We start from the raw sequence: 24,166 nt of genomic DNA on the forward strand, positions 1-24,166 counted from the left end.
AATGAAACGTACTAAACTATTCAATGGAAGTCGACAATTGAGTGTGGGAGATTACAATCCTCCGCAAGGTCTAGCCGATGATCGTTTCCACCTCACGTTCCCTGTCGCTTCCCGCCGTCTTGCCGGGACTCGTCCTGTGTGTGGCAGTCACGCTCTCTGCTTATTTCGTTGAACAGCTGCAGATGATGATTTTCGGCTCGCATTGGATCGAGAGCCTCGTGCTCGCCATTCTGATCGGCATTGCCGTGCGCTCCTCGGTCTGCCTGCCGCAGACCTTTATTCCCGGCATCCAATTCGCCGCCAAGACGCTGCTGGAGATTGCGGTCGTATTGCTCGGCGCCTCGCTCAGCACGGCCGCCATCAGGCAGGCCGGACTGCCGCTTGTCGGCGGAATTGCCGTTCTGGTTGCTCTGTCTTTGGTCGGCAGCTTTGTTATCGGGCGACTCTTCGGGCTGTCGGCCAGCCTGGCGACGTTGGTTGCTTGCGGCAACTCGATCTGCGGCAATTCCGCGATTGCCGCCGCAGCGCCGGTGATCGGCGCCAAACCCGACGATATCGCCGCCTCGATAGCCTTTACCGCAGTGCTCGGTATCGGTGCCGTGCTGACGCTGCCGCTTCTTCACCTGCTCTTTGGTCTCAGCGCCGTACAATATGGCGTTTTCGCGGGACTGACAGCCTATGCCGTCCCGCAGGTCCTGGCAGCCACGGCTTCTGCCGGAGCCGTCAGCACCCAGGTGGGCACGCTCGTCAAACTGATCCGCGTGATGATGCTCGGACCCGTCATCCTTGTGCTCGGCGCAGTTCATGGCCGCCGTCCTGGCGGTTCGCCAGTCAATCTCCGTCATGTTCTCCCATGGTTCATCCTCGGTTTTGCAGCCTTGGCGACGCTTCGTTCCCTCGACGCGATCCCCGCGCCGCTGCTGCCCGGGATGGCGGCTCTCTCCGCCGCCTTCACCGTCACCGCCATGGCCGCGTTGGGCCTCTCCGTTGATGTCAGATCCGTCGCCCATACCGGCGGGCGTGTCCTCGCAGCGGCGACGCTGTCGCTGTTGGCGCTGGGGGCTTTCGGGCTTTGCCTGATCGGGCTGCTGAATATCGTCTGATCGAGGCGATATGCCCAAAATACTTGCAAAGATTCCGGTTGCCTTCCAAACGATCAGCAGCTAGCCTGTATATACAGGTCAGGCGGAAGCATAGATCGTCATGCGGGTCATCTCTTCACAACAGGCTGCGGATCTTCTCGAAGATGGGATGACTGTCGCTGCTTCCGGTTTCGGAGGATGCTGCCATCCCGAGGCCATCACGGCCGCCGTCGAGGAGCGTTTCCTCGCCTCTGGAAAGCCCCGCAACCTGACGCTTCTGTTTGCCGCCAGTACGGGCGATCGTCAGACCCGCGGCATGGGGCACTTCGGTTATGAGGGCCTGGTCGCCTGCGTGATTGCCGGGGGATGGCGCGGAACGCCGCGCCTTGGAAAACTTGCGATCGAGGAAAAGATCGAAGCGCATTGCTGGCCGCAGGGCGTCATCGCGCAGCTCTATCGGGCGATTGCCGCTGGTCAACCTGGGGTGGTCACCCATATCGGCCTCGGCTCTTTCATTGATCCGCTTCATGGCGGCGGTCGCATGAATGCGACGACGCCGCGTCCGCTTGTCGAGCGTGTATCGTTGCGCGGCAAGGAATGGCTGCTTTATCCGTCGATGCCGCTCGACTGCGTGCTCTTGCGCGGAACGACGGCCGACGAAGACGGGAACATCACCTTCGAGGACGAGGCCTTCCCGCTCGACGTGCTCGCCATGGCGCAGGCGGGCCGAAACTCCGGTGGTATCGTCGTCGTGCAGGTCAAGCGGATTGCCGAGCGCGGCTCGCTGCAGCCGAACGACGTTCGTGTCCCGGCGGCGCTCGTCGATTATGTCGTCGTCTGCGATGATCCGGCCCAGCACGGCATCAGTTTCGCCGAGACCGACAATATCGCCTATACCGGACGCGTTCGGATGGCGGCGAGCCGCTTGCTGCCGGCGCCGCTGTCGGTCGATAAGATTATTCAGCGACGCGCCTTCCTGGAACTGGCGCCGCTGAACCGCCCGACGATCAACCTCGGCATCGGCATTGCCGCCGGGATCGGCCGTATCGCCAGCGAAGAGGGGTTCGACGATTATACGGTGACGATCGAATCCGGCGTCATCGGCGGCGTGCCGGCCGAAGAGCTGTCCTTTGGCGCTGCCGTCAATCCGACCGCCATCGTCCCGCAGGCCTCACAGTTTGACTTTTACGACGGCGGCGGCCTCGATATCGCCTTCCTTGGCATGGCCGAGGTGGATCGGCATGGGGCGGTCAATGTCAGCCGCTTCAACAATTCCATCGTCGGGGTCGGCGGGTTCACCAATATCTCGCAGACGGCCAAGCATGTTGTCTATCTCGGCGCATTTTCGGCTGGTGGCGCTGAAATTGCGGTTGCCGACGGCAGGCTCGAGATCATCCAGGACGGCCGCCTTTGCAAGATCGTCGAGGCTGTCGACCAGATCAGTTCGAGCCCGGCCTTTGCACCGGAGGGACAGTCACAGCTCGTCGTCACCGAGCGGGCCGTTTTTCGGGTGGTTGGCGGATGCCTGACGCTGATGGAGTTTGCCCCCGGTATCGACCTTGCCGCTCATGTTCTCGACCGCCTGCCGACGGGCATCGCGGTGTCGGACCAGCTGAAGCAGATGGATGCGCGCCTGTTTTCGACCCATGCCATGAAGGACTTTGCCCCATGAAAATCGATGGAGCCGCCATCATCGTCACGGGCTCGGCAACGGGTGTCGGGGCTGCATGCGTGAAGCAATTCGCCGAGGGCGGCGCCCGGGTGGTCGTCAACTACAGCCGCAGCAAAAAAGAGGCCGATGAGACCGGCGATATCTGCCGCAGTCTGGGCGCGGAGGTCGAGATCGTCCAGGCCGACGTTGCCGATGACGCGGCTTGCCGTAGGGTGGTCGCGGTTGCCGTCAATCGATGGGGGCGGCTCGACGCCCTGGTGAACAATGCCGCAATGACGGTCAAATCCGATCCTTTCGATCTGGAGACATTGTCGGCCGAAGACTTTCAGAGCGTTTTCGGCGTCAACGTCATCGGCGCTTATCAGATGTGCCGGGCGGCGGTACCAGCGATGCGGGACAGCGGCGGCGGCGCGATCGTCAATGTCTCATCCAACGTTGCCTTTACCGGTGGCGGCAGCTCGCTTGCTTATACGGCCTCCAAGGGCGCGCTGAATGCGCTGACTTTGGCCTTGGCGCGCACCTGCGGTCCCGATATCCGCGTCAATGCGGTTTGTCCCGGCATCATCGATACGCGCTGGATGCGCGACACGCTCGGGCCGGATGCCTATGGAGCCATTGCCAAGCGATTTTCGGAAACCGCGCCGCTCGGCCGGGTCGCGACACCGGAAGATGTTGCCGGCGCCATTGTCTGGCTTGTTCAGGGTGCCGACTTCGTCACCGGCGAATTGCTTTCCGTTGACGGCGGTATCCGCCTGTCTGGTGGCGTTCGCAAACCCGCGACTTCAGGGGGAGCCGCATCGTGACGCTGTCGGCCCAATCCATCCTCGACTTTCCGGTGCCGCAGGCGACACATGTGGTTACCGCAAGGGATGCCATCCTTTACGCCCTGTCGGTTGGCTACGGCACCGACGCACCCGGCGCGGCATTGAAGTACGTCTATGAACGCGATCTCGTGGCCGCGCCGACCCTTGCCAATATCGTGGCACATCCGGGGCCATGGATGCAGCAGACGGGCGTCGACTGGGCCCGTCTGGTGCATTCTGAACATCGCTTGACGATCCACCGGCCGGTCCCGCTCGATGTGCCGCTCATCTCTCGCTCGCGCGTCCTGTCGGTGGTCGACCGCGGCGTGGAAAAAGGAATGTTCGTCAGCTTCGAGCGGCTGATTGCAACCGCAGACAGTGATGAGCCGATCGCGACCATCGTCCAGACTAATGCGTGCCGCGGCGACGGTGGATGCGGCTCGGCAGGATCTTCGCCCGAACCGTTGTCGAAAGTCCCGGACAGAGGGCCGGACCTTGAATTCAATGTCGACATCCCTGACAACGCCGCTCTGCTTTATCGCCTGAACGGCGATCTCAATCCGCTGCATGTCGATCCGCAGGCAGCCGGCAAAAGCGGCTTTGACCGGCCGATCCTGCATGGGCTGTGCAGCTTCGGTTATGCGGGCTACGCCATTGTCGCTGCCATCGATCCAAGCATGGCCAGCGGTTTGAGCGCGATCGCGGCGCGTTTCAGCGCGCCGATCTTTCCCGGCGAAACGATCACCGTGCAGATATGGCGCAACGATGCCGAGATTCGCTTCCGAGGCCTCGTTGCTTCTCGGGGCGCGACCATCCTCGACAATGGCATGGCGAGGTTGTCATGACGAAAGCGCTCAAGCCGGCCGCCGGCGAGGCGCGCCATTATATCAGGATCAAGGAGCAGATCCTGGCCGAGATCGCCGAGGGCAAGCTGCAGCCGGGAGACCGGGTATCCTCTGAAAGCGAATTGGTGGCGGCATTCGGCGTCAGCCGCATGACGGCGAACCGGGCGCTGCGGGAGTTGATGTTCGAGGGTGTTCTCAAGCGATCGGCCGGGATCGGAACGTTCGTTTCGCCAAAGCACCTCGATGTCGATCTGCTTCAAATCCGCAACATAGCCGACGAAATACTGGAACGGGGTCACAAGCATAAGGCGGCGGTCGTTAAGGCCGGCTTGATGAAGGCGGATGCCAACGTCGCCGATGCGCTTGAACTCATCCTCGGCGCTGAAGTGATGCATTCGCTGATCGTGCACATGGAAAACGACCAACCGATTCAGGTCGAGGAGCGCTACGTCAATCCCCTGGTCGCGCCCGACTATCTCTCGACCGACTTCCGCAGCATGACGCCGCATGAATATCTGACGAAGGTGGCTCCAATAACGGCGTTCGAACATATCGTCCAGGCCGTCAAACCGGATACGACGATACGCAAATATCTGGGCCTCAGGAATGATCATCCTTGCCTGCGCGTCTTTCGAAGAACCTGGTCAGGTGAGGCCGTCGTGACCTGTGCGCTGTTATACTATCCCGGCGCGCAATATCGGCTGGAAGCACGGTCCACCAAGGGTCCCTCCAGGCCCGTCGCCATTCTCGGAGAAAAACAGTGAGCGCCACCAATTCTCCATCGATCATCTTCAGCGCGGCGCCGCCGACGATCGAGGACATCGCAGCAATTGCCCGTCGGCACGCAAGGATCGAGGTATCCGCCGAGGTCGATGCCCGGATTGTGGCCGCGCGCGCCGTCGTCGACCGCTATACGGAAAGCGATCTGCCGGTCTACGGTCTGACGACGGGACTTGGGGCGGGGGTCGACACCCGACTTGCAACGGAAGATCTGATAGCGTTCCAGATGCGCGTGCCGCAAGCCCGCGCGGTCGGCGTCGGAGAACCGCTTGCCCGGGAATCCGTGCGGGCGATGATGGCCGTCAGGGCCGCCGGCATGGCGGCGGGCGGCTCCGGCGTTTCGCTGAAAGTCTTCCAGGGTCTGATCGCCGCCATCAATGCCGGTGTTCACCCTGTCGTCCCCTCATTGGGCTCGATCGGTGCGGCGGATTTGGCTCCGCTTGCGCATATGAGCCGGGGCCTTCTGGGCTTCGGTGAGATCGAGCTTGGCGGCGAAGTGCTGCCGGCCGCCATCGCCCTTGACAGGGCCGGCCTGAAGCCTCTCGAATTCGCGCCGAAGGACGGCCATGCGCTTGTTGTTGCCAACAGCCTCTCCATCGGCCTCGCCTGCTTGACGCTTGTGGATATCGAGCAGCTCTTCGATTGGTCCCTGAAGGCGATTGCCGTCAATTTCGAAGCGTTCCGGGCCAATGTCAGTGCCTTCGACGACCGCGCTCTGGCTGCAAGGCCGGCCTTTGGGCAGCGCCGCGTCGCCGCTCAGCTGATGGAGCTTCTTTCGGGCAGCTCCTTGCTTGCCGCCGATGCAGCAAGGCGTCTGCAGGATCCGTTGAGCTACCGCTGCACACCGCAGGTCTGGGGCGCGTTGAGACATGCGATCGATGAGGCAAGGCAGGCGACCGACATAGAGCTCGTCAGTTCCAGCGACAATCCTGTCGTGATCGCATCCGAGGGCGTCATTCTTTCACACGGCAATTTTGACATGACCGCTTTTGTGCTCGCCTGGGAAAGGCTGGGGCAGGCGATGGCGCATTGTGCGGCAGGCATCGCCTATCGGATCATGAAGATCATGTCGCCTGGCATGTCCGACCTGCCACGTTTCCTGACCCCGATGGGCCAGAGCCGTACCGGTTTTGCGACCGTGCAAAAGACCGTCTCGGCCATGGAAGCCGAAATCCGCCATCTGGCCATGCCGGTTTCGCTTTCGCCCATTCCTGTCGCCGATGGCGTCGAAGACCAGGCATCGATGGCTCCGAGCGTTTTGGCAAAGGCGCAGGCGATCGTCGAGCGCCTGCGCTATCTCACCGCCATCGAACTGATCGCGTCGGTACAGGCCGTCGAACTCAGAGGTGTCTCGGGCGAATTGGGCAAGGGATCGGCACAAGCCTATGCCTTTGTCCGCACCCACGTCCCGGCGCTTGAAGAGGATCGGGCGCAAGGGCCGGATTTTGCAACGATTGCCGCATTGATCGGGCTCGGCCCGCAATAAGCCGGTTCGCCACTGCCCCGGCAAGAAGGGCAGGGCGCCGACCGGTCATGCCGACGGTTATTCCGGGGAATGCCGTCGGTTCGTTCATTGAAAAGTCAACAAGAGGGAATGACTATGAAAAATTGGACAAAAGGCATCTTTGCAGCCGGCATCATGGCAGCCGCCATGTTCCAGCCTGCATCCGCAGAGACCATCAAGGTCGGCAGCAAGAACTTCACCGAGCAGTTCATCCTCGCCGAAATGTACGCCGCCGTTCTGGAAAATGCCGGCATCACCGTCGAGCGCAAGATCAATCTGGGCGGCACGCTGATTGCTCACCAGGCATTGGTGGCCGGCGAGATCGATCTCTATCCGGAATATACCGGCACGGCGCTCGCTTCTGTCGTCAAGGGTGAGATGTCGACCGACGCCGAGAAGGTCTACACGCAGGTCAAGGACTTCTACGCCAAGCAGTTCAACCTCACCTGGCTGAAGCCGAGCGGCATCAACAATGGCTACGTCATCGTGGTCCGGCAGGAAACGGCGCAGGCCAACAATCTGAAAAGCCTGTCGGATCTCGCCAAGGTTTCCAAGACCCTGGTCTTCGGCGGCGGCGCTGAATTTCCGGACCGCGCCGATGGCCTGCCCGGCCTGAAGCGTGTCTATGACGCCGAGTTCAAGGAGTTCAAGCAGTTTGCCAAGCTTGGCCTTCGTTATGATGCACTGGAACAAAAGGACATTGACGTCGCCAATGGTGCCGCGACCGACTGGCAGATCGGCTCGAAGAACCTCGTGCCGCTGGCAGACGACAAGGGTCTGTTTCCGCCCTACTACGTGGCCCCCGTCGTCCGCCAGGACGTGCTGAAGGCCAATCCGAAAGTTGCCGAATTGCTGGAAGCGGTCGGCACCCATCTCGATAACGAGAAAATGCGCGTCCTCAATGCCAAGGTCGAGACCGATCACGAGGAAGCCAAGGACGTGGCGGTCGAATTCCTCAAGGAAAACGGCCTGCTGCCGAAATGATTGTCACGCCCGCGGCCGGGTATCGATCCGGCCGCGACCTGGCGTGGCGATCCTCTTAGGTGTTTGTTCGAAAATCCGTCCGTTCAGCAGCCGGACAGGAATGTGGAGAAGCGGGAAATGCAGGAAATCTGGATCGATTATCTCAACGCCCTCGATGCCAAGGCGCTGGCGCTGACGAATGACGAGATTCTCGATGCGGTGTCGAAAGCGCTGGATGCGCAGGGCAGGGGCGAAACCGTCATCGAGCCGCGTGTTCATCTTGTGCCGGAGAGCTCCGACAAGGGCCATTTCAACGTGCTTCGCGGCTATGTCAAAGCGCTGAACTATGCCGGCGTCAAGGTCGTCGGCGACTTCGTCGACAACTACAAAGTCGATCTGCCCTCGGAGCTTGCGGTTCTCAACCTGTTCGACCCGAACACGGGCGTGCCGAAGGCCATCATCGACGCAACTGCTATCACCGATATGCGCACCGGCGCCGTGACCGCCCTTGGCGCAAAACATCTCGCCCGCAAGAACAGCAAGATTCTCGGCCATATCGGTGCCCGCGGAACCTCTTACTGGAACGTTCGCCTTCTCGATCATCTCTTCGACTTCGATGAAATCCGCGTGCATTCGCGCCGCCCGGAAAGTCGCGATGCCTTCGCAAAGCGTCTTGAGGCGGATCTCGGCAAGAAGATCGTCGTCACCGACAATTGGGAGGATTGCCTCAAGGGCGCCGATATCATGGTCGAGGCCAGCCGCCTGCCGGAACCGGCGCCGCTGTTCAAGACGGAATGGGTGAAGAAGGGGGCCTTCGTCGTACCCTATGGCACGATGAGCGCGCTTGAATTCGATCTCACCGATATCATGGACAAGGTCGTCGTCGACGATTGGGGACAATGCGGCCCCGGCAAGCCGTTCGGAGCGCTTCGCCGTCACGTCGACGAGGGCAAGGTGACGGCCGAGAACTTGCATGCCGAAATCGGCCAGATCGTCTGCGGCATGAAACCCGGCCGCGAGAGCGACGAGGAGACGATCCTGTTCTGGCATCGCGGCCTCAGCACGACCGACGTGGCGCTCGGCGCCGCCATGGTGGCGAAGGCCAGGGAGATGAATATCGGTCAGCGCCTGCGGTTCGCCTAAATAGCCATGGTCATGTTCAAGCCAATCGCCTGTTCGAGAATGTATAATCTCAGCCCGCGCATTCGCCGCCTGTGGGACGCGCTGTTTGCGTTGGTCAGCCTACGTTCCGGCGTCGAGCTGGAGATCATCGGCCATCCAGCACCAGCACCCTTGTCGGAATTATGGGCGAGGCCGGACATGGGAGCGGTCTTCATCTGCGGCTATCCGTTTTCGCGCATGCCCGAGGCAACGAGACCGACTGCCCTTGCTGCAGCCGTCTCCAGCGAAGCATGGTCTGTGGACCAACCACTCTATGCCAGCCACATCCTCGTCGCCTCCACCGGGCCGGTGAGCGCGGTGGAGGATCTCGCTACGGCACGTTGGGGCTGGACCGCCCGCGATTCCCAATCCGGCTACCATGCTGCGCGCTCCTACCTTGCCGGCCGATTTGCAGGCACGATGAAGCAGAGCACGACGGTTGGACCGCTGCTCAACCCCTCAGGCATCGTCGCAGCCCTCAAGGATGGCAGGATCGATGCGGGCGCGATCGACGCCTATGCGTTCCAATTGTTGTCGCTGCACGAACGCGACGCGATCGATGGTCTTCGTATTCTGGCGACGACTGATCCGCTTCCCGCGCCGCTGTTGGTTGCCGCGCAAACATTGCCAACGGACATCGCCTCAGCGTTACAGCGGAGCCTCGTGACGTTGCATGAAACGCCTGAGGGAGCGGCGGCTTTGGAACGGCTCGGCCTCAGGCGATTTTCGGCGGTCGCTCCGTCGGCCTACGATGTCCTGCCGCAGAGAGCCGACGAGGCCGATCGCAGATTGGGGATCTCATGGTAGACAGGCGGACGAGCGCCCGGGCGCGGAGGTCTCGACGATGAAATGGGTCCCTAAACACCTCGACCGGCTATTCGAAGCGCTGTTGGAGCACCTGTATCTGGTTTTTTCCTCGGTCGGCATTGCCCTGGTGATCTCGCTGATCGTCGGGATATGGGCGGCAAGGCGGCCGCGGAGCTTCGCGGTTATCATCATCTTCACCGGTATCCTGTTCGCCGTGCCGAGCTTGGCGCTGTTTGCTCTTCTCATCCCGATCATGGGGATCGGAGCGGCACCCGCTATAACAGGTCTTGCCGCGTACTCGCTGATGATCCTGATCCGCAATATCGGCATGGGCTTTCAGGCAATTCCGCGTGACATACTCGAAGCTGCCGATGGCATGGGCTACGGCACGGCGCGCCGGATCTGGGAAGTCGAGCTGCCGCTGGCGATGCCCTATATCGTCGGCGGTATCCGCATTGCCATGGTGACGGTCATCGGCATCGCGACCGTTGCCGCCTATATCAATGCCGGCGGGCTGGGCGTCATTATTTTCGAAGGCATCGACCAGCGGTTCCCCGAAAAGATCATCGCCGGCGGGCTGCTGACGTCATTTCTGGCGCTCTTTGCCGACTACTGTTTTGCATCCTTCGAAAAGCTGCTGCGCCGGCGCAGTGGAGGTAAAGCAGCATGATCGTTATCGATGCATTCAGCTGGATCTTCAACAACTCCGGCACCTTCTTCAATGCTTTCAATCGCCATCTGCTGATGTGCGTCCTATCGCTCGGCATCGCCTTCGTCATCGCCGTGCCACTCGGATTTGCCGTCGCACGGGCACCTCGCGCCGCCTTTACCGTGGTCAATATTGCCGGCGCCTTGCGCTCCATACCGAGCCTTGCGATCCTGTCGGCGGCGATGCCGTTCCTCGGCATCGGATTGTTGCCGTCGGTGGTCGCCCTCATCGTCCTTGCCGTGCCGCCGCTGCTGTTGAGCACGATCATCGGCATCCGCGAGATCGACGCCGCGGTGATCGATGCGGCAGATGGAATGGGCATGAGCGCCGGGCAGATGCTGTGGGAGATCGAACTTCCTCTGGCCGTTCCGTCGATTCTGTCGGGCGTCAGGACGAGTGCCATCCAGGTGATCGGCGGGGCGGCGCTGGCCTCCTTCATCGGCGGCGGCGGGCTTGGCGATTTCATCAATGCCGGCATTGCGATCATGAACATGCCGCGTCTTCTCGTCGGAGCGGTTCCGATCGCCCTGCTCGCGATCTTTGCGGAATTGGCGTTCGGCGCCCTGGAGCGCGTCTTCACTCAACGGCGCTAAGCGGCCGAAAGCGGATATCAGGATGATTCATCTCGACCATGTTACGAAGAATTACGACGGAAGCGGCTCGCATGCGGTCGACAATCTCGATCTCCTGATCGAGACCGGTATGACGGTTGCCCTGATCGGTCCGTCGGGCTGCGGCAAGACCACGACCATGCGGATGATCAATCAGTTGGAGACGCCCACGGCGGGGCGTGTGCTGGTCGATGGCAGAGATATCGCCCGGGTCGATCAGAAAGAGCTGCGCCGCAGCATCGGTTATGTCATTCAGCAAGTCGGTCTGTTTCCGCATATGTCGATCGCGCGCAATGTCGCGACCGTGCCGCGGCTTCTTGGTTGGGAAAAGGCGCGCAGCGATCGCCGGGTCGACGAGCTGCTGGATCTCGTGGGTCTTGATCCGGCCATCATGCGGCAGCGCCTGCCACACGAATTGTCGGGCGGGCAGCGTCAGCGCGTCGGTTTCGCGCGTGCGCTCGCCGCCGACCCAGCAATCATGCTGATGGACGAACCGTTCGGCGCCATCGATCCGATCACCCGCGTTCGGCTTCAGGACGAATTCCGCGATATTCTGAGGAAGGTGAAGAAGACCGTCGTCATCGTCACCCATGACCTCGATGAGGCGATCAAGATGGGCGATCGCATCGCCATCATGCGGGATGGCCGCCTCCTTCAATATGATACCCCGCAGGAAATCCTCGCGCGTCCCGTCAATGAATTCGTCGAGAGTTTCCTCGGCCCCGACCGAGCCATAAAAAGGCTGAGCTTGATTACCGTATCGATGATCATGACCGCGCCGGAACCATCGAACGGCGATGCCGAGATCGCCGCTGATGCCACAGTTCACGACGCCCTGGCGCTCATCCTCTCCGGCGAAATGCCGGGCCTGCACGTCAGAGCCGCCGACGGGACGCGTGCGGGATATTTGTCTCGTGACACCTTATTGCGCGCCAATCGGCTGTAGAGCAATTCTACCAAAGTGCACAGCGGTCCTGCGCCCGGAATTGTGGTCGGAATGGCCGCAGGCTCCCTGCGGAGCTTCGGATTCGGCACCTCCGAATTTAGGGACCGGATGCGGGGGCAATCTGCATCTGCGCAGGCCGGCGCTCATCCTGTTGTTGGCCGGTAGGTGGTTCCAGGCCGGTCGGGCGGTTATCGGGCGAGGCCTGCGGCGGCTGGGATTGAGCGGCCGACCCCGTCATCTCCGCTCCGATGTTTGGATTTACCTCGGGAGACTGATCTCTCGCCGCATTTGTCGCAGCTTGCAATTTTACCTGGTCTGTGCCGATTGGCTGCGGCGTGATTTTGCCGTCGGACGACGATACGCGCCAGACGGTATTGCCGGCGTCATCGGCGACGAGCAGCGCTCCCGTCCCGTCGATTTCGACGCCGACCGGCCGCCCCTTCGCCTGGTCGCCCTGGATAAAGCCCGTGACGACGTCCTGCGCCTTGCCGGATGGTTTGCCGTTTTCGAATGGCACGTATACGACTTTGTAGCCGTTGAAGCTGTCCCGATTCCAACTGCCGTGCTCACCGATGAAGGCGCCGTTGGCGTAAGCGGCCGGCAGCGCTGAATTCATCGAGAAGGTCAGTCCGAGCGCGGCGACATGGCTCGACAATGCATAATCCGGTGGGGTCGCCCTTTCGACCATATCCGGACGCGGCGGATGCACGCGCGCATCGACATGCTTGCCATAATAGCTCCATGGCCAGCCATAGAAGCCACCTTCCATGACCGAGGTCATGTAATCGGGAACGAGGTTCGGTCCGAGTTCGTCGCGCTCGTTGACGACCGTCCAGAGAGTCCCTGTCTCAGGGTTGAAGGTGAGGCCGTTCGGATTGCGCAGACCTGAGGCGAAGACGCGCGCCGCGCCGGTGTGCCGGTCGACCTGCCAGATCGCCGCACGGCCCTTTTCCGCCTCAAGCCCGTTCTCGGCGATGTTGGAATTCGAGCCGACCGAGACGTAAAGCATCTGCCCATCGGGGCTCAGCGCCAGATCCTTGGTCCAATGATGATTGATCGGACCACCGGGCAGGGGCGTCAGGGTTTTCGGTTGGGCGGTGATTTCATTCTGCCCAAGTTCATAGGGGTAGGCGAGAATGGCGGACGTCGAGGCGACATAAAGCGTGTTGTCGACCCAGGCGACACCGAACGGCGAATCGAGTTTCTTGAGGAGATCGTGCCTCTCATCCACCGTGCCGTCGCGGTTCGCATCACGCAGCAGTGTGATGACGTTGCTTTCCTTCTGCTCGCCGCCGCCGCCACGAGCGATCGACATGATCCAGCCCCGGATCAAATCCTTCGGCCGTGACGTCGGTTCGCCTGATGGGCCGCGCGACTGAATCACCAGTACGTCGCCGTTCGGCAAGGTGTGGACTGTCCTCGGATTGGCGAGGTCCTTGGCATAAGCAGTGACCGTCAAACCGTTCGGAACGGCCGGCGTCTCACCATCCTTCCAGCCAATGACCTCCGCTACCTTCAGATCAGGCAGCAGGGAGGCGGTTGGTTCCGGAAGGACGGGATTCGGTCCGATCTGCTGAGAGATATCAAAATCTCCGCTTTGGGCGTAAGCGGCAAGACCGACGCCGAGAGATATCGACAGAACCGAAGCGCCGAGAATCGGGGACTTCATCATCATATCCTCCAGGCCAGTCTGGCATATTTTCGAGCGGAAACTGCTGCGGCCACCAGGCACAAGACAAAGGTGAGGGCCGAAAGCATCAGTCCATATGGGACTACGGCCGTCCATCCATCGCCGGCATGGATAAGGTTGTTGGCAAAGGCGAGGCTCAGTATGATCAGATAGAGGAGGGCGGATAGGAGCGGCGGCCGCAAAGGGCGGGTGCGGGGACGCATCAGATCCATCAATCCGGCCAGAATCGCAAGTGAGCCCAACATAAGCCCGGCGAACAGCAACCATGCAGAGAAATTCTGCCACATCAGATTGCCGGTCTGCCAGAAAGCGATATCGGTCGCTAGCGCGAGCGTGAAGCAGACGAAGGGAAACGGGACAAAGAGCGACTGCATCGGATAGGCGGCCGAGTCTCGATTGCTGGCGGATATAGCCATGGCATGCTCCGTGGGACTGAGAGCTTGAGGATTCCTATCCAACCCGCGGCGAGAGCAGATGGTTCCGCTGCCGCTCCTTCGAAAGAGCAACCTTCGTCACTCAAATAACTGCTCACCTGCTCTGTCCCCTGTTAGCGGTAATAATCCAAGCACGAGAATCAAACACTACGCCTTCCAAACGCCTAAGGCGCTATCGACATTCCGCCACACAGTCTTTCGTGAAATATATTTCACGGCATGAATTATATTGACAGCACTCTGACGTTGCGATTATCTGCCCATACCGGACTTCGAGGAGGAACTCCGGTCTTCAATGGATCATCGGCAGCCGCTGAGGCGCCGCCGGATATTTGGGAGGGGCTTCGGCCTCGAGGAGGAAACTTGCGCAAATTTCTAAGCACGACCGCATTGGCGGTCCTCGCATCGACGCTTTTCGCCGGCGTGGCCAGCGCGGACGCGGAAAATCCGTTCCGCTGCAAGCCCGGTGAAAAATACGTCATGAACGTCATGGTATCGGGCGTCGAATACTGGTTCCCGGTCTATGAAATGTTCAAGCAGGCCGGTCAGCAGCTCGGTTGCGAGACCGCCTATACCGGCACGCCGGAATATGACGTCAACAAGCAGATCGCCACTTTCGACCAGGCGTTGGCCCAGAACCCGGCCGGTATTCTCGTTCACCCGATGAACTCCGACCCGTTCATCGAACCGATCAACCGGGCGATCGACCAGGGCACGGCGGTGGTGACCTTCGCGGCTGATGCGCCGCTCTCCAAGCGAATCTCGTTCGTCACGTCGGACAATACCCGCGAAGGCACCTATGCGGCCGACGCGATTGCCGAAAAGATGGGTGGCAAGGGTGAATATGCCGTTCTGGAAAATCCGGGCCAGGACAACCACGACAAGCGTATCGCCGCCTTCATCGCCCGTATGGAGGAAAAATATCCTGACATGAAGCTGGTCGGCCGCGCTGCGTCCAACCAGGACCCGAACAAGGCCTATCAGGGCTTGATGAGCCTGGTGCAGGCACATCCGAACATCGGCGCCGTCTTCATGCCGGAAGCGAACTCGGCCATCGGCGCTTCTCAGGCCAACAAGGAAAGCGGCGGCAAGATCCTCGTGATGTGCGCCGACGTCAACGCCAACATCCTCGACATGATCAAGGCGGGCGAAGTGTTCGGCTCGATCAATCCGAACCAGGGCATGCAGGGTTACATGGGCTTCATGCTCCTGTGGTTTGCCAAGCATCCGGAACTCATCGACCCGATGAACGACGCCAAGCGCGTCGGCTTCAACCCGATGAGCATTCCGTTCGTCGACAACGGCCTGTCGATTGTCACGGCTGCCAATGCCGACGACTTCTACTGGGACAAGTATCTGAAGCGGCGGGGCACCAAAGGCATCGAGGAGTAGACCTTTGTGTCGGCTGTCCGGCGGCAGGAAACTCCGGACAGCCACCGCGAGCGTGACGAGGAGACGATGATGGCGTTGGTGCCGGTTCTGGAAATCCGCAGTGTCAGCAAGCACTTCGGGGCGGTGAAGGCGTTGACGGAGGTGAGCTTCAGCCTGGAGAAGGGCGAGGTTCATGCGCTTTGCGGCGAAAACGGCGCGGGCAAGTCGACGCTGATGAACATCATTGCTGGCGTGCTGCAGCCGACCGAGGGGGACGTTCTCGTCGATGGAGCGCCGGTAAAGGTAACATCGCCGGCCGTGGCGCAATCGCTCGGGCTTGGCCTCGTGCATCAGGAAATCGCGCTTTGCCCCGATGCGACGGTGGCCGAGAACATGTTCATGGCCGCGACCAACCGCCGCCGCTCGCCTTTCATGAATTATGGCCGGCTGGAGCGGGATGCGCAGGTCGTGATGAACCGTCTGGCGTCGATCGACGTGCGCCGCAAAGTCGGCGACTTGTCGATTTCCAGCCAGCAGCTTGTCGAGATCGCCAAGGCGCTGACGCTCGATTGCCGGGTGCTGATCTTCGACGAACCGACGGCGGCATTGACGGAATCGGAGACGCAGATCCTGTTCGCAATCATCCGCGACCTCAAGGCGCAGGGAATTTCGATCATCTATATCAGCCACCGCATGGCCGAAATCTTCAGCCTGTGCGACCGTGTCACCGTGTTTCGCGATGGCCGTTATGTCTCGACCGAGAAAGTGGCGGACGTGACGCCGGATGATGTGGTGCGCCGCATGGTCGGGCGCGAGATCACCCAGCTCTATCCGGAAAAGCAGGCGCAGGCGGAGCGGAGCGACGAGCTCATTCTGAGCGTCCGCGATCTCAGCGACGGCAGTCGTTTCACGGATGTGAACTTCGACCTGCGCAAGGGTGAAATTCTCGGCGTCGGCGGGCTGATCGGCTCGGGCCGCACCGAGATAGCCGAAGGTATTTGCGGATTGCGGCCGGTGATTGAAGGGGATGTGCAGTTGCATGGACAGCGGCTGCGGGCGCGGTCTTATGCGCAGGCCGCGCGTGCGGGCGTCGTCTACCTGTCGGAAGACCGGAAAGGCTCCGGCATTTTCCTCGATCTTTCCATCGCCCAGAACATTGCCGTTCTCGATTTGAAATCGCTGACCGGACCGCTGGGACTGTTGAATTCCAAGGCCGAGGCGGATCGTGCCCACAAGTTGGTCCGGCGGCTCGGCGTGCGGATGGGTGGCATCGACATGCCGGTGTCGTCACTGTCGGGGGGAAACCAGCAGAAGGTGGCGATTGCCAAGCAGTTGGCGGTCAATCCGAAGGTCATCCTGATGGACGAGCCGACCCGCGGCATCGATGTCGGCGCCAAATCGGAAATCCACCGGCTGCTGCGCGATCTCGCGCGCTCCGGTATCGGCATCGTCGTCATCTCGTCGGAACTGCCGGAGCTTCTCGGTCTGTGCGACCGGGTGCTGGTCATTCACGAGGGCACCGTGGCAGGCGAGGTCGAGGGCGAGGCGATGACGGAGGAAGCGATCATGCGGCTCGCCTCGGGTATCGGCGGCCACAACAATTCAAAGGCATCAGAGCATGCCGCGTAGGGAAAAAGCAGGGGCAGGAGACAGGGTAATGGCGGACGCTACATTGGCAACGGCACATCAGGCACGCGCGCCCGGCTGGAAACGGCTAGGGACGATGCGCGAGGCGGGACTGATCGCAATCATCCTGGCGCTCTGCATCGTCATGAGCTTTGCCTCGCCGCATTTTCTGACGCTCGGCAACTTCCGGGCGATGCTGATGTCGTTTTCGGTGGAAGGGATCGTCGTCGTCGGCATGACCATCCTGTTGATCGTCGGCGGCATCGACCTGTCGGTCGGCTCGGTCGTCTGCTTCTCGATGGTGCTGTCGGGCTCGCTGTTCCTGATGGGGCTCGATCCGTGGAGCGCATCCCTGATCGGCATTGTTGCCAGCGGCCTGATCGGCTGCGTCATGGGCTTCTTCGTCACAATCGTCGGGCTCAACCACTTCATCACCTCGCTTGCGGCCATGGTCATCGTGCGCGGTATCTGCCTGATCATCACCAAGGGCACGCCGCTGTCGCTGTTCACGCTTCCGCCCTCGTTCAAGGCGGTCGGGCAGGGCACATTCTATGGCGTCCCCTATGTGATCCTGATTTTTGTAGCGGTCGTCGTGCTGTTCGATTTCCTGCTGCGCCGGGCAACCGCCTTCCGCAAGGTGTTCTACACCGGCAGCAACGAGAAGGCGGCGCTCTATTCCGGTATCAAGACCAACCAGGTGAAGTTCTGGGTGACGGTGCTCTGCGCTACGCTATCAGGTGTTGCCGGAGTGATCTACATGTCCCGCTTCGGTGCCGCGACCCCGACCTTTGGCGTCGGCATGGAACTCAACATCATCGCAGCCGCGGTGATCGGCGGTGCGTCGCTGAATGGTGGCTCCGGCACGATCCTAGGAGCAATTCTTGGTATTGCCCTGCTGTCGGTCGTCACAAGCTCATTGATCTTGCTCGACGTGTCTGTCTATTGGCAAGACATGATCAAAGGCTGCATTCTGCTTGCCGCCGTCTCGATCGACCATTTCCTGCACAAGCGGAAGGCTGCCTGATATGCCGATAGCCAAGCTCAAACCCGCAAATGCGCCGCGCGAGGAAATCGTCATCGCCCGGCAGATGCACCAGGCTCTGGTCCTGCATTTCCTCGAGGGACTGACACAGGCGCAGATTGCCGATCAGCTCGGCATCTCGCACGCCACCGTCAACCGCCTGATCAAGCGCGGCCGCCAGCTCGGCCTAGTCGAGATCAAGATCAAGTCGCCGGTCGAGCCGCTGGTCGACATGGAAGAACGGCTCCAAGCGCTTGGCGGCATCGGCCGCGCCGTGGTGGTGCCGACAGTGTCCGACAACCCGCAGACGGCGCTTCAAGCCGTCGGCGAAGCAGCAGCAAGGTTGCTGCTGGAAGAGATCACCGATGGCGATACGATCTGCATCACCGGCGGCAAAGGGGTGAGCGCCGTCGTTGCCGGTCTGCAGCCGCCGCGTCGGTTCAATGTCGAGGTCATTCCAGTAACCGGCTGCGTCCAGGGTAAACACTATACCGACGTCAACCATGTCTCGACCTTGATGGCCGACCGGCTTGGGGGGCGTTCCTACCAAATCCATGCGCCCCTCTTTGCCGACGATGCCGAGCAGCGGGCGATGCTGATCAACATGCGTTCCGTCGCAGACGTTTTCAAACGGGCGCGTGAGGCGAAGGTGGCGGTGGTCGGCATCGGCTCGATCCTCTCGGACGATTCGAGCTATTACGACCTGCATCCGTCCTCGAGCACCGACCGCGCCGCGATCGAGCGGTCCGGTGCCTCCTGCGAGTTGCTGGCGCATCTGCTCGATGATCATGGCCAGATCTGCGACTACAGCCTCAACCGTTCGCTGGTGTCGCTGACGCTGCCGGAATTCGCCTCGATCCCCACCAAGATCGGTGTGGCGAGCGGGCCGAACAAGGCAGGCCCGATCCTCAGCGTTCTGCGCGGCAATCATCTGGATACGCTGGTGACCGATGAGGCGACGGGTGCGCGGGTGCTGGCATTGGCGAATGGGGAGAGAAAATGGGCATGAGCGGACAGCAATTGACACGTGAGATCGGCAAATCGGGCGTTTCCGCCTCGGCGGTGGGATTGGGCACCTGGGCGATCGGCGGCTGGATGTGGGGCGGGAGCGACGAGGCCGAATCCATCGCGGCGATCCAGGCATCGCTCGATGCCGGCGTGACGCTGATCGACACGGCGCCGGCCTATGGGCTTGGACGTTCCGAGGAGATTGTCGGCAAGGCGCTGAGCGGGCGCCGCGACAAGGCTGTCATCGCTACCAAATGCGGCCTTGTCTGGCATACGCAGAAGGGTCGTCATTTTTTCGACCAGGACGGCAAGCCGGTGCACCGTTATCTCGGCCGCGACGCGATCCTGCATGAGGTCGAGGAAAGCCTGAGGCGGCTTGGAACCGACTATATCGACCTCTACATCACCCATTGGCAAGATCCGACGACCCCTATCGAGGAAACGATGCGGGCGCTGGAAGACCTGCGCACATCGGGCAAGATCCGGGCGATCGGCGCAAGCAATGTCAGTCCCGACGACCTCAATGCCTATATCGCTGTCGGTGGTCTCGACGCGATTCAGGAGCGGTTCAGCATGATCGACCGGGAGATCGAGGCGGAGCTTCTGCCGCTGACCAAGGCCAACAGCATTGCGACGCTGAGCTACTCGTCGCTGGCGCTGGGGTTGCTGTCCGGCACCATCGGTCCGGACCGGGTGTTCTCAGGTGACGACCAGCGCAAGGGCAATCCGCGCTTTTCGGTCGACAACCGCCAGAAGGCAACAGCGCTGGCCGACGCCATCCGGCCGGTCGCCGAAAAACACGACGCCAGCATCGCCCAGATCGTGATTGCCTGGACGTTGGCGCAGCCGGGCGTCACCTTTGCACTTTGCGGGGCGCGCAATCCGGCACAAGCGCTCGACAATGCGCGGGCGGGGACGATCCGGCTAGATGCGGCCGAGCTTGCTGCCATCGATACGGCCATAGCGGCGAAACTGACTGACATGGACAGGTAGCGGATCGCCATCATGAATCGGCAAGAGATATTGGACGGGCTCCGCCAGAGCCCAAAGGTGGACGTCTGTGTTATCGGCGGCGGCATCAACGGCATCAGCGTCTTTCGGGAGTTGGCGCTGCAGGGGCTGAATGTGCTGCTCGTCGAGAAACACGACTATTGCTCCGGGGCCAGTTCGGCGCTGTCGCGCATGGTGCATGGCGGGCTGCGCTATCTTGAAAACGGCGAATTCAAGCTGGTGCAGGAATCGCTGGTCGAGCGGGACCGTCTGCTGCGCAATGCGCCGCACTACGTCGCTCCGCTGCCGACGACGGTGCCGGTGTTCGATATCTTTTCCGGCCTCGGCAATGGCATCGTCCGCTTTCTGGGCCTCAGCCGCCGCCCGAGCCGGCGTGGCGCCGTCGCCATCAAGGCGGGCCTGTGCATCTATGATTTCCTGACCCGCAAACGGGCGCTGATGCCGCGCCACCAGTTTCGTGGCCGGCGCAGAACGCTTGCCAAGTGGCCGGCGCTCAATCCCGACATCAAGAGTTCCGCCACCTATTTCGACGCCTGGGTCAGCCACCCGGAGCGGCTGGGAATCGAGCTTCTGCAGGATGGTCTTTCAGCAAAGTTTGGGGCGATGGCGCTGAACTATACGGAACTGCGGCGGACAGAGGATGGTCAGTACCGCGTAGAAGACCAGATCGACGGCGAGTCCATTGCCGTCGAACCGGCGCTGATCATCAACGCCACCGGCGGCTGGATCGACATCGCCAATCAGACGCTGTTTTCGCCAGAAGCGCGGCCTGCACCGCTGATTGGCGGCACCAAGGGCTCGCATCTGATCGTCGACAATGCGGACCTACGCGACGCGCTCGCCGGTCACATGATCTACTATGAGAACGAGGACGGGCGGATCTGCATCCTCTTTCCCTATCTCGGCAAGGTTCTCGTCGGTTCGACCGACATCCGCGTCGACGATCCGGAATCGGTGCGCTGCGAGGCCGACGAGCGGGATTATATCCTGCAATCGCTCGCCTTCGTGCTGCCTGATATCGCCATCCGGGCGGAACAGATCGTTTTCCAGTTTTCCGGCGTGCGGCCGCTGCCGGCCAGCACCGACAGTTTTACCGGGCGCATCCCGCGCGATCATTTCTGCACGGTCGTAGAGCCGAAGGATGGTGGCCCGCCGGTTCTGTGCATGATCGGCGGCAAGTGGACGACATTTCGGTCCTTCGGGGAACTGGCGGCCGACATGGCTTTGGAACGACTAGGCCGGCAGCGCCGCGTTGCGACAACCGATCGGCCGATCGGCGGCGGGCAGGCATTTCCGGCCAACGCGCCTGTCTGGCTTGCGCAGGCGGCGGCCAGCAAAGGCCTTCCCGGTGGGCGCATGGCCGAGCTGTTTGCCCGGTACGGCACGGATGCCGAGGCGGTTGCCGGCTTCATCGTGGCAGGCCCCGATACAGTGTTGCCGCACGCCGGCTACTCGGTGCGCGAATTGCAGTTTCTGATCCGCGAGGAAGCGGTGGAACATCTCGACGACCTGCTTTTGCGGCGCACGACGCTGGCCGTTTCAGGCGAGCTTTCGCTCGAGATGATGGATGCCGTACTCGACCTGCTGGCGCAGGAAAAGCACTGGACGCTCACGCATCGCGCCCGTGAGCGCGACCGTTTTCTCACCCTTCTCACCGAACGCCACGGCGTCGACGAAGACATGCTTTCGGCAAGGAACGAACCAAGGAGCACAGAATGCGACACAACAGCAAAGTCCGGATGAACCGGCTGTTCGGCGGCGGCCGTTGCCTTGACGTGGCGATCGATCACGGGGTCTGCAACGAACCGTCCTTCCTCAACGGGCTGGAGGATATTCAGGCCGTCGTCAAGGCCCTGGTGTCAGCCGGGCCGGACGCGATCCAGATGAATTACGGCCAGGCGGACCTGCTGCAGGACGTGGCCGGCAAGGACAAGCCGGCGCTGGTTATGCGCATCGACATGGGCAATCCCTATAATCGGATCCGCCACCGCGACATGTGGGCGGTGTTGCAGAACGAGGCCGAGCCGTTGATCGGCGCGATCGAAATGGATGCCGCCTGCGTCGTCGTCAACCTGTTCATGCTGCCGGACGAGCCGGACCTGTTCCGCCAATGTGTGCAGAACATTTCCCGCGTGCGGGCCGATTGCGACAAGTATGGCCTGCCGCTGATGATCGAGCCGCTGGTGATGCAGCCGGTCACCGAAAAGGGCGGTTACATGGTCGATGGCGATGCAGACAAGATCGTTACCTTGACGCGGCTCGCCCGCGAGATGGGGGCGGATATCGTCAAGGCGGATCCGACCACCAATGCCGAGGATTTCCACAAAGTGGTGGAAGCAGCCCGCTGCCCGGTTCTGGTGCGCGGCGGCGGCAAGGAAGATCTTCGTGCCGTCTTTGACAAATCGGCGGCCTTGATGCGGCAGGGCGCTGTGGGCATGGTCTATGGGCGCAACATCTATCAGCACGCCAATCCGAGTGCCGTGGTGCGCGGTCTGATGGCGATCGTGCACGAGGATGCGAGCGGCGAACAGGCCTTTGCACTCTATCAGCAGGGCTGAGCAACGATTTCGAATCTTGGGAGGGGTTCTGCATGGGAAACTATCTTTTGGGGCTCGACGCCGGAAACACCGTCATCAAGGCGGTGATTTTCGACCGGGCGGGCAACGAGATCGCGGCTGCGTCCGAAGAGGGACACAGCCGCATGCCGAGCCCGGGGCATGTCGAGCGGGGTCTGGACGAACTCTGGGCGAATGCCCGGCAGGTCATCCGCGCCTGCATCGAAAAGGCAAAGATCCAGCCGGAGGAAATCGCCGCGATCGGTTGCGCCGGGCATGGCAACGGCCTCTATGCGCTTGATCGCGACGGCGCTCCGCTCATCGGCATCCAGTCGCTCGACACGCGAGCGGCTGGGCTGGTCGATGAATGGCGAGAAGCCGGCGTTGGTGACCGGACCTATCCGATTGCCCGCCAGCGCCCGTGGCCATCCCAGACACCGACATTGCTAGCCTGGCTGAAGCGTCACCGGCCGGAACTGTTCAACCGCATCGGTACCGTGTTCCTCTCCAAGGATTTCGTCGTCAACCGCCTGACCGGCCGCCGCGTCAGCGAAGTATCCGACATGTCGGGAGCCGGTCTGCTCGATCTCGCCGCGCGCCGCTACGACAAGGCACTGATGGAGGCCTATGGACTAGACGATTGCATGGACCTCTTGCCGCCGCTCATCGAAAGCGCCGACATTGCCGGTACGGTAACGGAAGAGGTGGCGACGCAAACCGGGCTCGCCGCCGGTACGCCTGTGGTCGGCGGGCTGTTCGACGTCGTCGCCTCGGCGCTCGGCTCGGGCGTTTCGCGCACCGGCAGCGCCTCGATCATTGCCGGCACCTGGAGCATCAACCAGGTTGTTATCGACAGTCCCGACCTCGACGGGCCGGTCTTCATGTCCTCGACCTTCGATCGCAGCCGGTACATGGCGATGGAGAACAGCGCCACCTCGGCTGCCAATCTCGAATGGCTGGTGCGGGAGTTCTTCGAAGGCGAGCATGAGGGAGGCGTGTCGCCCTTCGATGCCTGCTGCGCGCTGGCCGGCGCGATCGAGCCTGCGGCAGACGACCCGCTCTACCATCCATATCTCTATGGCGCCCAGCAGGACGGTCACGCGCGCGCCGGCTTCTACGGCATTGCCGGCTGGCACACCAAGGGGCATCTCGTTCGCGCGCTTCTCGAAGGTGTCGCCTTCGGTCATCGCCAGCACATCGAGACGATCAGAAAGGCCGGGGCGGTGTTCAACGAAGCGGTGCTCTCCGGCGGCGGCTCGCGCAGCCTGATCTGGCCGCAGATCTTTGCCGATGTGCTCGGCGTACCCGTCACCGTCGCCCGCTCGCGCGAAACCGGTGCCCTGGGGGCGGCGATTGCGGCTGGAACCGGCGTCGGCGTCTTCGCGGATTTCGGCGCTGGTGCTGCGGCCATGGTCCGGACCGAGCGGCATTATCGCCCGGATGTCTCGCTTGAAGCGCATTATGCGCGGCGCTACGCTCTCTATCAGGATATCGCCGAAGCGATGGCGCCGCTCTGGCGGCGTCTGACGGCTGTCCCGCCGGCGGCAGCGGGGGCGGCGGCGTGAAT

Annotated in this window: 22 protein-coding genes; 20 read left to right on the forward strand and 2 right to left on the reverse strand. The window is 61.8% G+C overall.

The window, feature by feature from the left end; genetic code table 11:
- The first annotated feature begins 77 nt into the window (after positions 1-77).
- The 12 genes from RWJ89_RS02445 (at position 78) to RWJ89_RS02500 (ending at position 11,883) form a co-directional block, all read left to right on the forward strand.
- Complete coding sequence (locus RWJ89_RS02445) at positions 78-1,103, forward strand: YeiH family protein (RefSeq protein ID WP_316030516.1); 1,026 nt, start codon at positions 78-80, stop codon at positions 1,101-1,103.
- A gap of 100 nt (positions 1,104-1,203) precedes the next feature.
- Positions 1,204-2,754: an acyl CoA:acetate/3-ketoacid CoA transferase gene (locus RWJ89_RS02450; RefSeq protein ID WP_316030517.1), complete on the forward strand. Its 1,551-nt coding sequence runs from the start codon at positions 1,204-1,206 to the stop codon at positions 2,752-2,754.
- A complete protein-coding gene (locus tag RWJ89_RS02455; protein ID WP_316030518.1) occupies positions 2,751-3,557 on the forward strand; it encodes an SDR family NAD(P)-dependent oxidoreductase in 807 nt (268 codons plus the stop codon). Before RWJ89_RS02450 ends, RWJ89_RS02455 begins: the two co-directional genes overlap by 4 nt.
- Positions 3,554-4,402: a MaoC family dehydratase gene (locus tag RWJ89_RS02460; RefSeq protein WP_316030519.1), complete on the forward strand. Its 849-nt coding sequence runs from the start codon at positions 3,554-3,556 to the stop codon at positions 4,400-4,402. The genes RWJ89_RS02455 and RWJ89_RS02460 overlap by 4 nt, the downstream gene beginning before the upstream one ends.
- Positions 4,399-5,166 (forward strand): histidine utilization repressor, encoded by a 768-nt coding sequence (gene hutC, locus RWJ89_RS02465; RefSeq protein ID WP_170269059.1) that lies wholly within the window; start codon positions 4,399-4,401, stop codon positions 5,164-5,166. The genes RWJ89_RS02460 and hutC overlap by 4 nt, the downstream gene beginning before the upstream one ends.
- Positions 5,163-6,668, forward strand: a complete 1,506-nt coding sequence (locus RWJ89_RS02470) for an HAL/PAL/TAL family ammonia-lyase (RefSeq protein WP_316030520.1) — start codon at positions 5,163-5,165, stop codon at positions 6,666-6,668. Before hutC ends, RWJ89_RS02470 begins: the two co-directional genes overlap by 4 nt.
- 114 nt (positions 6,669-6,782) lie before the next feature.
- On the forward strand, positions 6,783-7,670 hold the full coding sequence (locus RWJ89_RS02475; protein ID WP_032990827.1) for a glycine betaine ABC transporter substrate-binding protein: 888 nt from the start codon (positions 6,783-6,785) through the stop codon (positions 7,668-7,670).
- A gap of 117 nt (positions 7,671-7,787) precedes the next feature.
- Entirely contained in the window at positions 7,788-8,792 is a 1,005-nt protein-coding gene (locus RWJ89_RS02480) for an ornithine cyclodeaminase family protein (protein ID WP_316030521.1), read from the forward strand.
- Positions 8,793-8,798: 6 nt separating this feature from the next.
- Positions 8,799-9,617 carry a phosphate/phosphite/phosphonate ABC transporter substrate-binding protein gene (locus RWJ89_RS02485; RefSeq protein ID WP_316030522.1) on the forward strand — a complete coding sequence of 273 codons (819 nt, stop codon included), beginning with the start codon at positions 8,799-8,801 and terminating at the stop codon, positions 9,615-9,617.
- Between the two features lie 37 nt (positions 9,618-9,654).
- On the forward strand, positions 9,655-10,287 hold the full coding sequence (locus tag RWJ89_RS02490; protein ID WP_003550062.1) for an ABC transporter permease: 633 nt from the start codon (positions 9,655-9,657) through the stop codon (positions 10,285-10,287).
- On the forward strand, positions 10,284-10,919 hold the full coding sequence (locus RWJ89_RS02495) for an ABC transporter permease (RefSeq protein ID WP_316030523.1): 636 nt from the start codon (positions 10,284-10,286) through the stop codon (positions 10,917-10,919). The genes RWJ89_RS02490 and RWJ89_RS02495 overlap by 4 nt, the downstream gene beginning before the upstream one ends.
- Before the next feature lie 22 nt (positions 10,920-10,941).
- Positions 10,942-11,883, forward strand: coding sequence for an ABC transporter ATP-binding protein (locus RWJ89_RS02500; RefSeq protein ID WP_316030524.1), 942 nt, complete (start codon positions 10,942-10,944; stop codon positions 11,881-11,883).
- A 97-nt stretch (positions 11,884-11,980) separates the two neighbouring features.
- Here RWJ89_RS02500 and RWJ89_RS02505 read toward each other — a convergent pair whose 3' ends face one another.
- Together RWJ89_RS02505 and RWJ89_RS02510 are read right to left on the reverse strand one after the other, a co-directional pair.
- On the reverse strand, positions 11,981-13,555 hold the full coding sequence (locus RWJ89_RS02505) for a PQQ-dependent sugar dehydrogenase (protein WP_316030525.1): 1,575 nt from the start codon (positions 13,553-13,555) through the stop codon (positions 11,981-11,983).
- Positions 13,555-13,989: a DUF2231 domain-containing protein gene (locus RWJ89_RS02510; RefSeq protein WP_316030526.1), complete on the reverse strand. Its 435-nt coding sequence runs from the start codon at positions 13,987-13,989 to the stop codon at positions 13,555-13,557. The genes RWJ89_RS02505 and RWJ89_RS02510 overlap by 1 nt, the downstream gene beginning before the upstream one ends.
- A gap of 381 nt (positions 13,990-14,370) precedes the next feature.
- Here RWJ89_RS02510 and RWJ89_RS02515 point away from each other — a divergent pair, with 381 nt between their 5' ends.
- The 8 genes from RWJ89_RS02515 (at position 14,371) to RWJ89_RS02550 (ending at position 24,164) form a co-directional block, all read left to right on the forward strand.
- Positions 14,371-15,399, forward strand: a complete 1,029-nt coding sequence (locus RWJ89_RS02515; RefSeq protein WP_316030527.1) for a substrate-binding domain-containing protein — start codon at positions 14,371-14,373, stop codon at positions 15,397-15,399.
- A 69-nt stretch (positions 15,400-15,468) separates the two neighbouring features.
- Positions 15,469-17,007 (forward strand): sugar ABC transporter ATP-binding protein, encoded by a 1,539-nt coding sequence (locus tag RWJ89_RS02520; RefSeq protein ID WP_316030547.1) that lies wholly within the window; start codon positions 15,469-15,471, stop codon positions 17,005-17,007.
- Between the two features lie 28 nt (positions 17,008-17,035).
- Positions 17,036-18,028, forward strand: a complete 993-nt coding sequence (locus RWJ89_RS02525) for an ABC transporter permease (protein ID WP_222357728.1) — start codon at positions 17,036-17,038, stop codon at positions 18,026-18,028.
- A gap of 1 nt (position 18,029) precedes the next feature.
- Positions 18,030-19,034, forward strand: coding sequence for a sugar-binding transcriptional regulator (locus RWJ89_RS02530; protein WP_020047143.1), 1,005 nt, complete (start codon positions 18,030-18,032; stop codon positions 19,032-19,034).
- A complete protein-coding gene (locus RWJ89_RS02535) occupies positions 19,031-20,026 on the forward strand; it encodes an aldo/keto reductase (protein ID WP_316030528.1) in 996 nt (331 codons plus the stop codon). Before RWJ89_RS02530 ends, RWJ89_RS02535 begins: the two co-directional genes overlap by 4 nt.
- Before the next feature lie 12 nt (positions 20,027-20,038).
- A complete protein-coding gene (locus RWJ89_RS02540; protein WP_316030529.1) occupies positions 20,039-21,787 on the forward strand; it encodes a glycerol-3-phosphate dehydrogenase/oxidase in 1,749 nt (582 codons plus the stop codon).
- Positions 21,760-22,602, forward strand: a complete 843-nt coding sequence (locus RWJ89_RS02545; RefSeq protein ID WP_032998965.1) for a class I fructose-bisphosphate aldolase — start codon at positions 21,760-21,762, stop codon at positions 22,600-22,602. Before RWJ89_RS02540 ends, RWJ89_RS02545 begins: the two co-directional genes overlap by 28 nt.
- Before the next feature lie 32 nt (positions 22,603-22,634).
- Entirely contained in the window at positions 22,635-24,164 is a 1,530-nt protein-coding gene (locus tag RWJ89_RS02550; protein ID WP_316030530.1) for an FGGY-family carbohydrate kinase, read from the forward strand.
- Positions 24,165-24,166 lie beyond the last annotated feature (2 nt).

Origin of the sequence: Rhizobium sp. 10PS4 (assembly GCF_032464805.1) — a bacterium.
In the GTDB taxonomy this organism is placed as follows: Bacteria; Pseudomonadota; Alphaproteobacteria; order Rhizobiales; family Rhizobiaceae; genus Rhizobium; species Rhizobium laguerreae.

Bases quoted from the DNA above. Each gene is read 5' to 3' on its own strand.
- RWJ89_RS02520 (WP_316030547.1), top strand. From the start codon at position 15,469: ATGGCGTTGGTGCCGGTTCTGGAAATCCGCAGTGTCAGCAAGCACTTC.
- RWJ89_RS02510 (WP_316030526.1), bottom strand. From the start codon at position 13,989: ATGGCTATATCCGCCAGCAATCGAGACTCGGCCGCCTATCCGATGCAG.
- RWJ89_RS02490 (WP_003550062.1), top strand. From the start codon at position 9,655: ATGAAATGGGTCCCTAAACACCTCGACCGGCTATTCGAAGCGCTGTTG.
- RWJ89_RS02480 (WP_316030521.1), top strand. From the start codon at position 7,788: ATGCAGGAAATCTGGATCGATTATCTCAACGCCCTCGATGCCAAGGCG.
- RWJ89_RS02485 (WP_316030522.1), top strand. From the start codon at position 8,799: ATGGTCATGTTCAAGCCAATCGCCTGTTCGAGAATGTATAATCTCAGC.
- RWJ89_RS02505 (WP_316030525.1), bottom strand. From the start codon at position 13,555: ATGATGAAGTCCCCGATTCTCGGCGCTTCGGTTCTGTCGATATCTCTC.
- RWJ89_RS02535 (WP_316030528.1), top strand. From the start codon at position 19,031: ATGAGCGGACAGCAATTGACACGTGAGATCGGCAAATCGGGCGTTTCC.
- RWJ89_RS02545 (WP_032998965.1), top strand. From the start codon at position 21,760: ATGCGACACAACAGCAAAGTCCGGATGAACCGGCTGTTCGGCGGCGGC.
- RWJ89_RS02455 (WP_316030518.1), top strand. From the start codon at position 2,751: ATGAAAATCGATGGAGCCGCCATCATCGTCACGGGCTCGGCAACGGGT.
- RWJ89_RS02450 (WP_316030517.1), top strand. From the start codon at position 1,204: ATGCGGGTCATCTCTTCACAACAGGCTGCGGATCTTCTCGAAGATGGG.
- RWJ89_RS02445 (WP_316030516.1), top strand. From the start codon at position 78: ATGATCGTTTCCACCTCACGTTCCCTGTCGCTTCCCGCCGTCTTGCCG.
- RWJ89_RS02500 (WP_316030524.1), top strand. From the start codon at position 10,942: ATGATTCATCTCGACCATGTTACGAAGAATTACGACGGAAGCGGCTCG.
- RWJ89_RS02525 (WP_222357728.1), top strand. From the start codon at position 17,036: ATGGCGGACGCTACATTGGCAACGGCACATCAGGCACGCGCGCCCGGC.
- RWJ89_RS02495 (WP_316030523.1), top strand. From the start codon at position 10,284: ATGATCGTTATCGATGCATTCAGCTGGATCTTCAACAACTCCGGCACC.
- RWJ89_RS02475 (WP_032990827.1), top strand. From the start codon at position 6,783: ATGAAAAATTGGACAAAAGGCATCTTTGCAGCCGGCATCATGGCAGCC.
- RWJ89_RS02530 (WP_020047143.1), top strand. From the start codon at position 18,030: ATGCCGATAGCCAAGCTCAAACCCGCAAATGCGCCGCGCGAGGAAATC.
- hutC (WP_170269059.1), top strand. From the start codon at position 4,399: ATGACGAAAGCGCTCAAGCCGGCCGCCGGCGAGGCGCGCCATTATATC.
- RWJ89_RS02540 (WP_316030529.1), top strand. From the start codon at position 20,039: ATGAATCGGCAAGAGATATTGGACGGGCTCCGCCAGAGCCCAAAGGTG.
- RWJ89_RS02550 (WP_316030530.1), top strand. From the start codon at position 22,635: ATGGGAAACTATCTTTTGGGGCTCGACGCCGGAAACACCGTCATCAAG.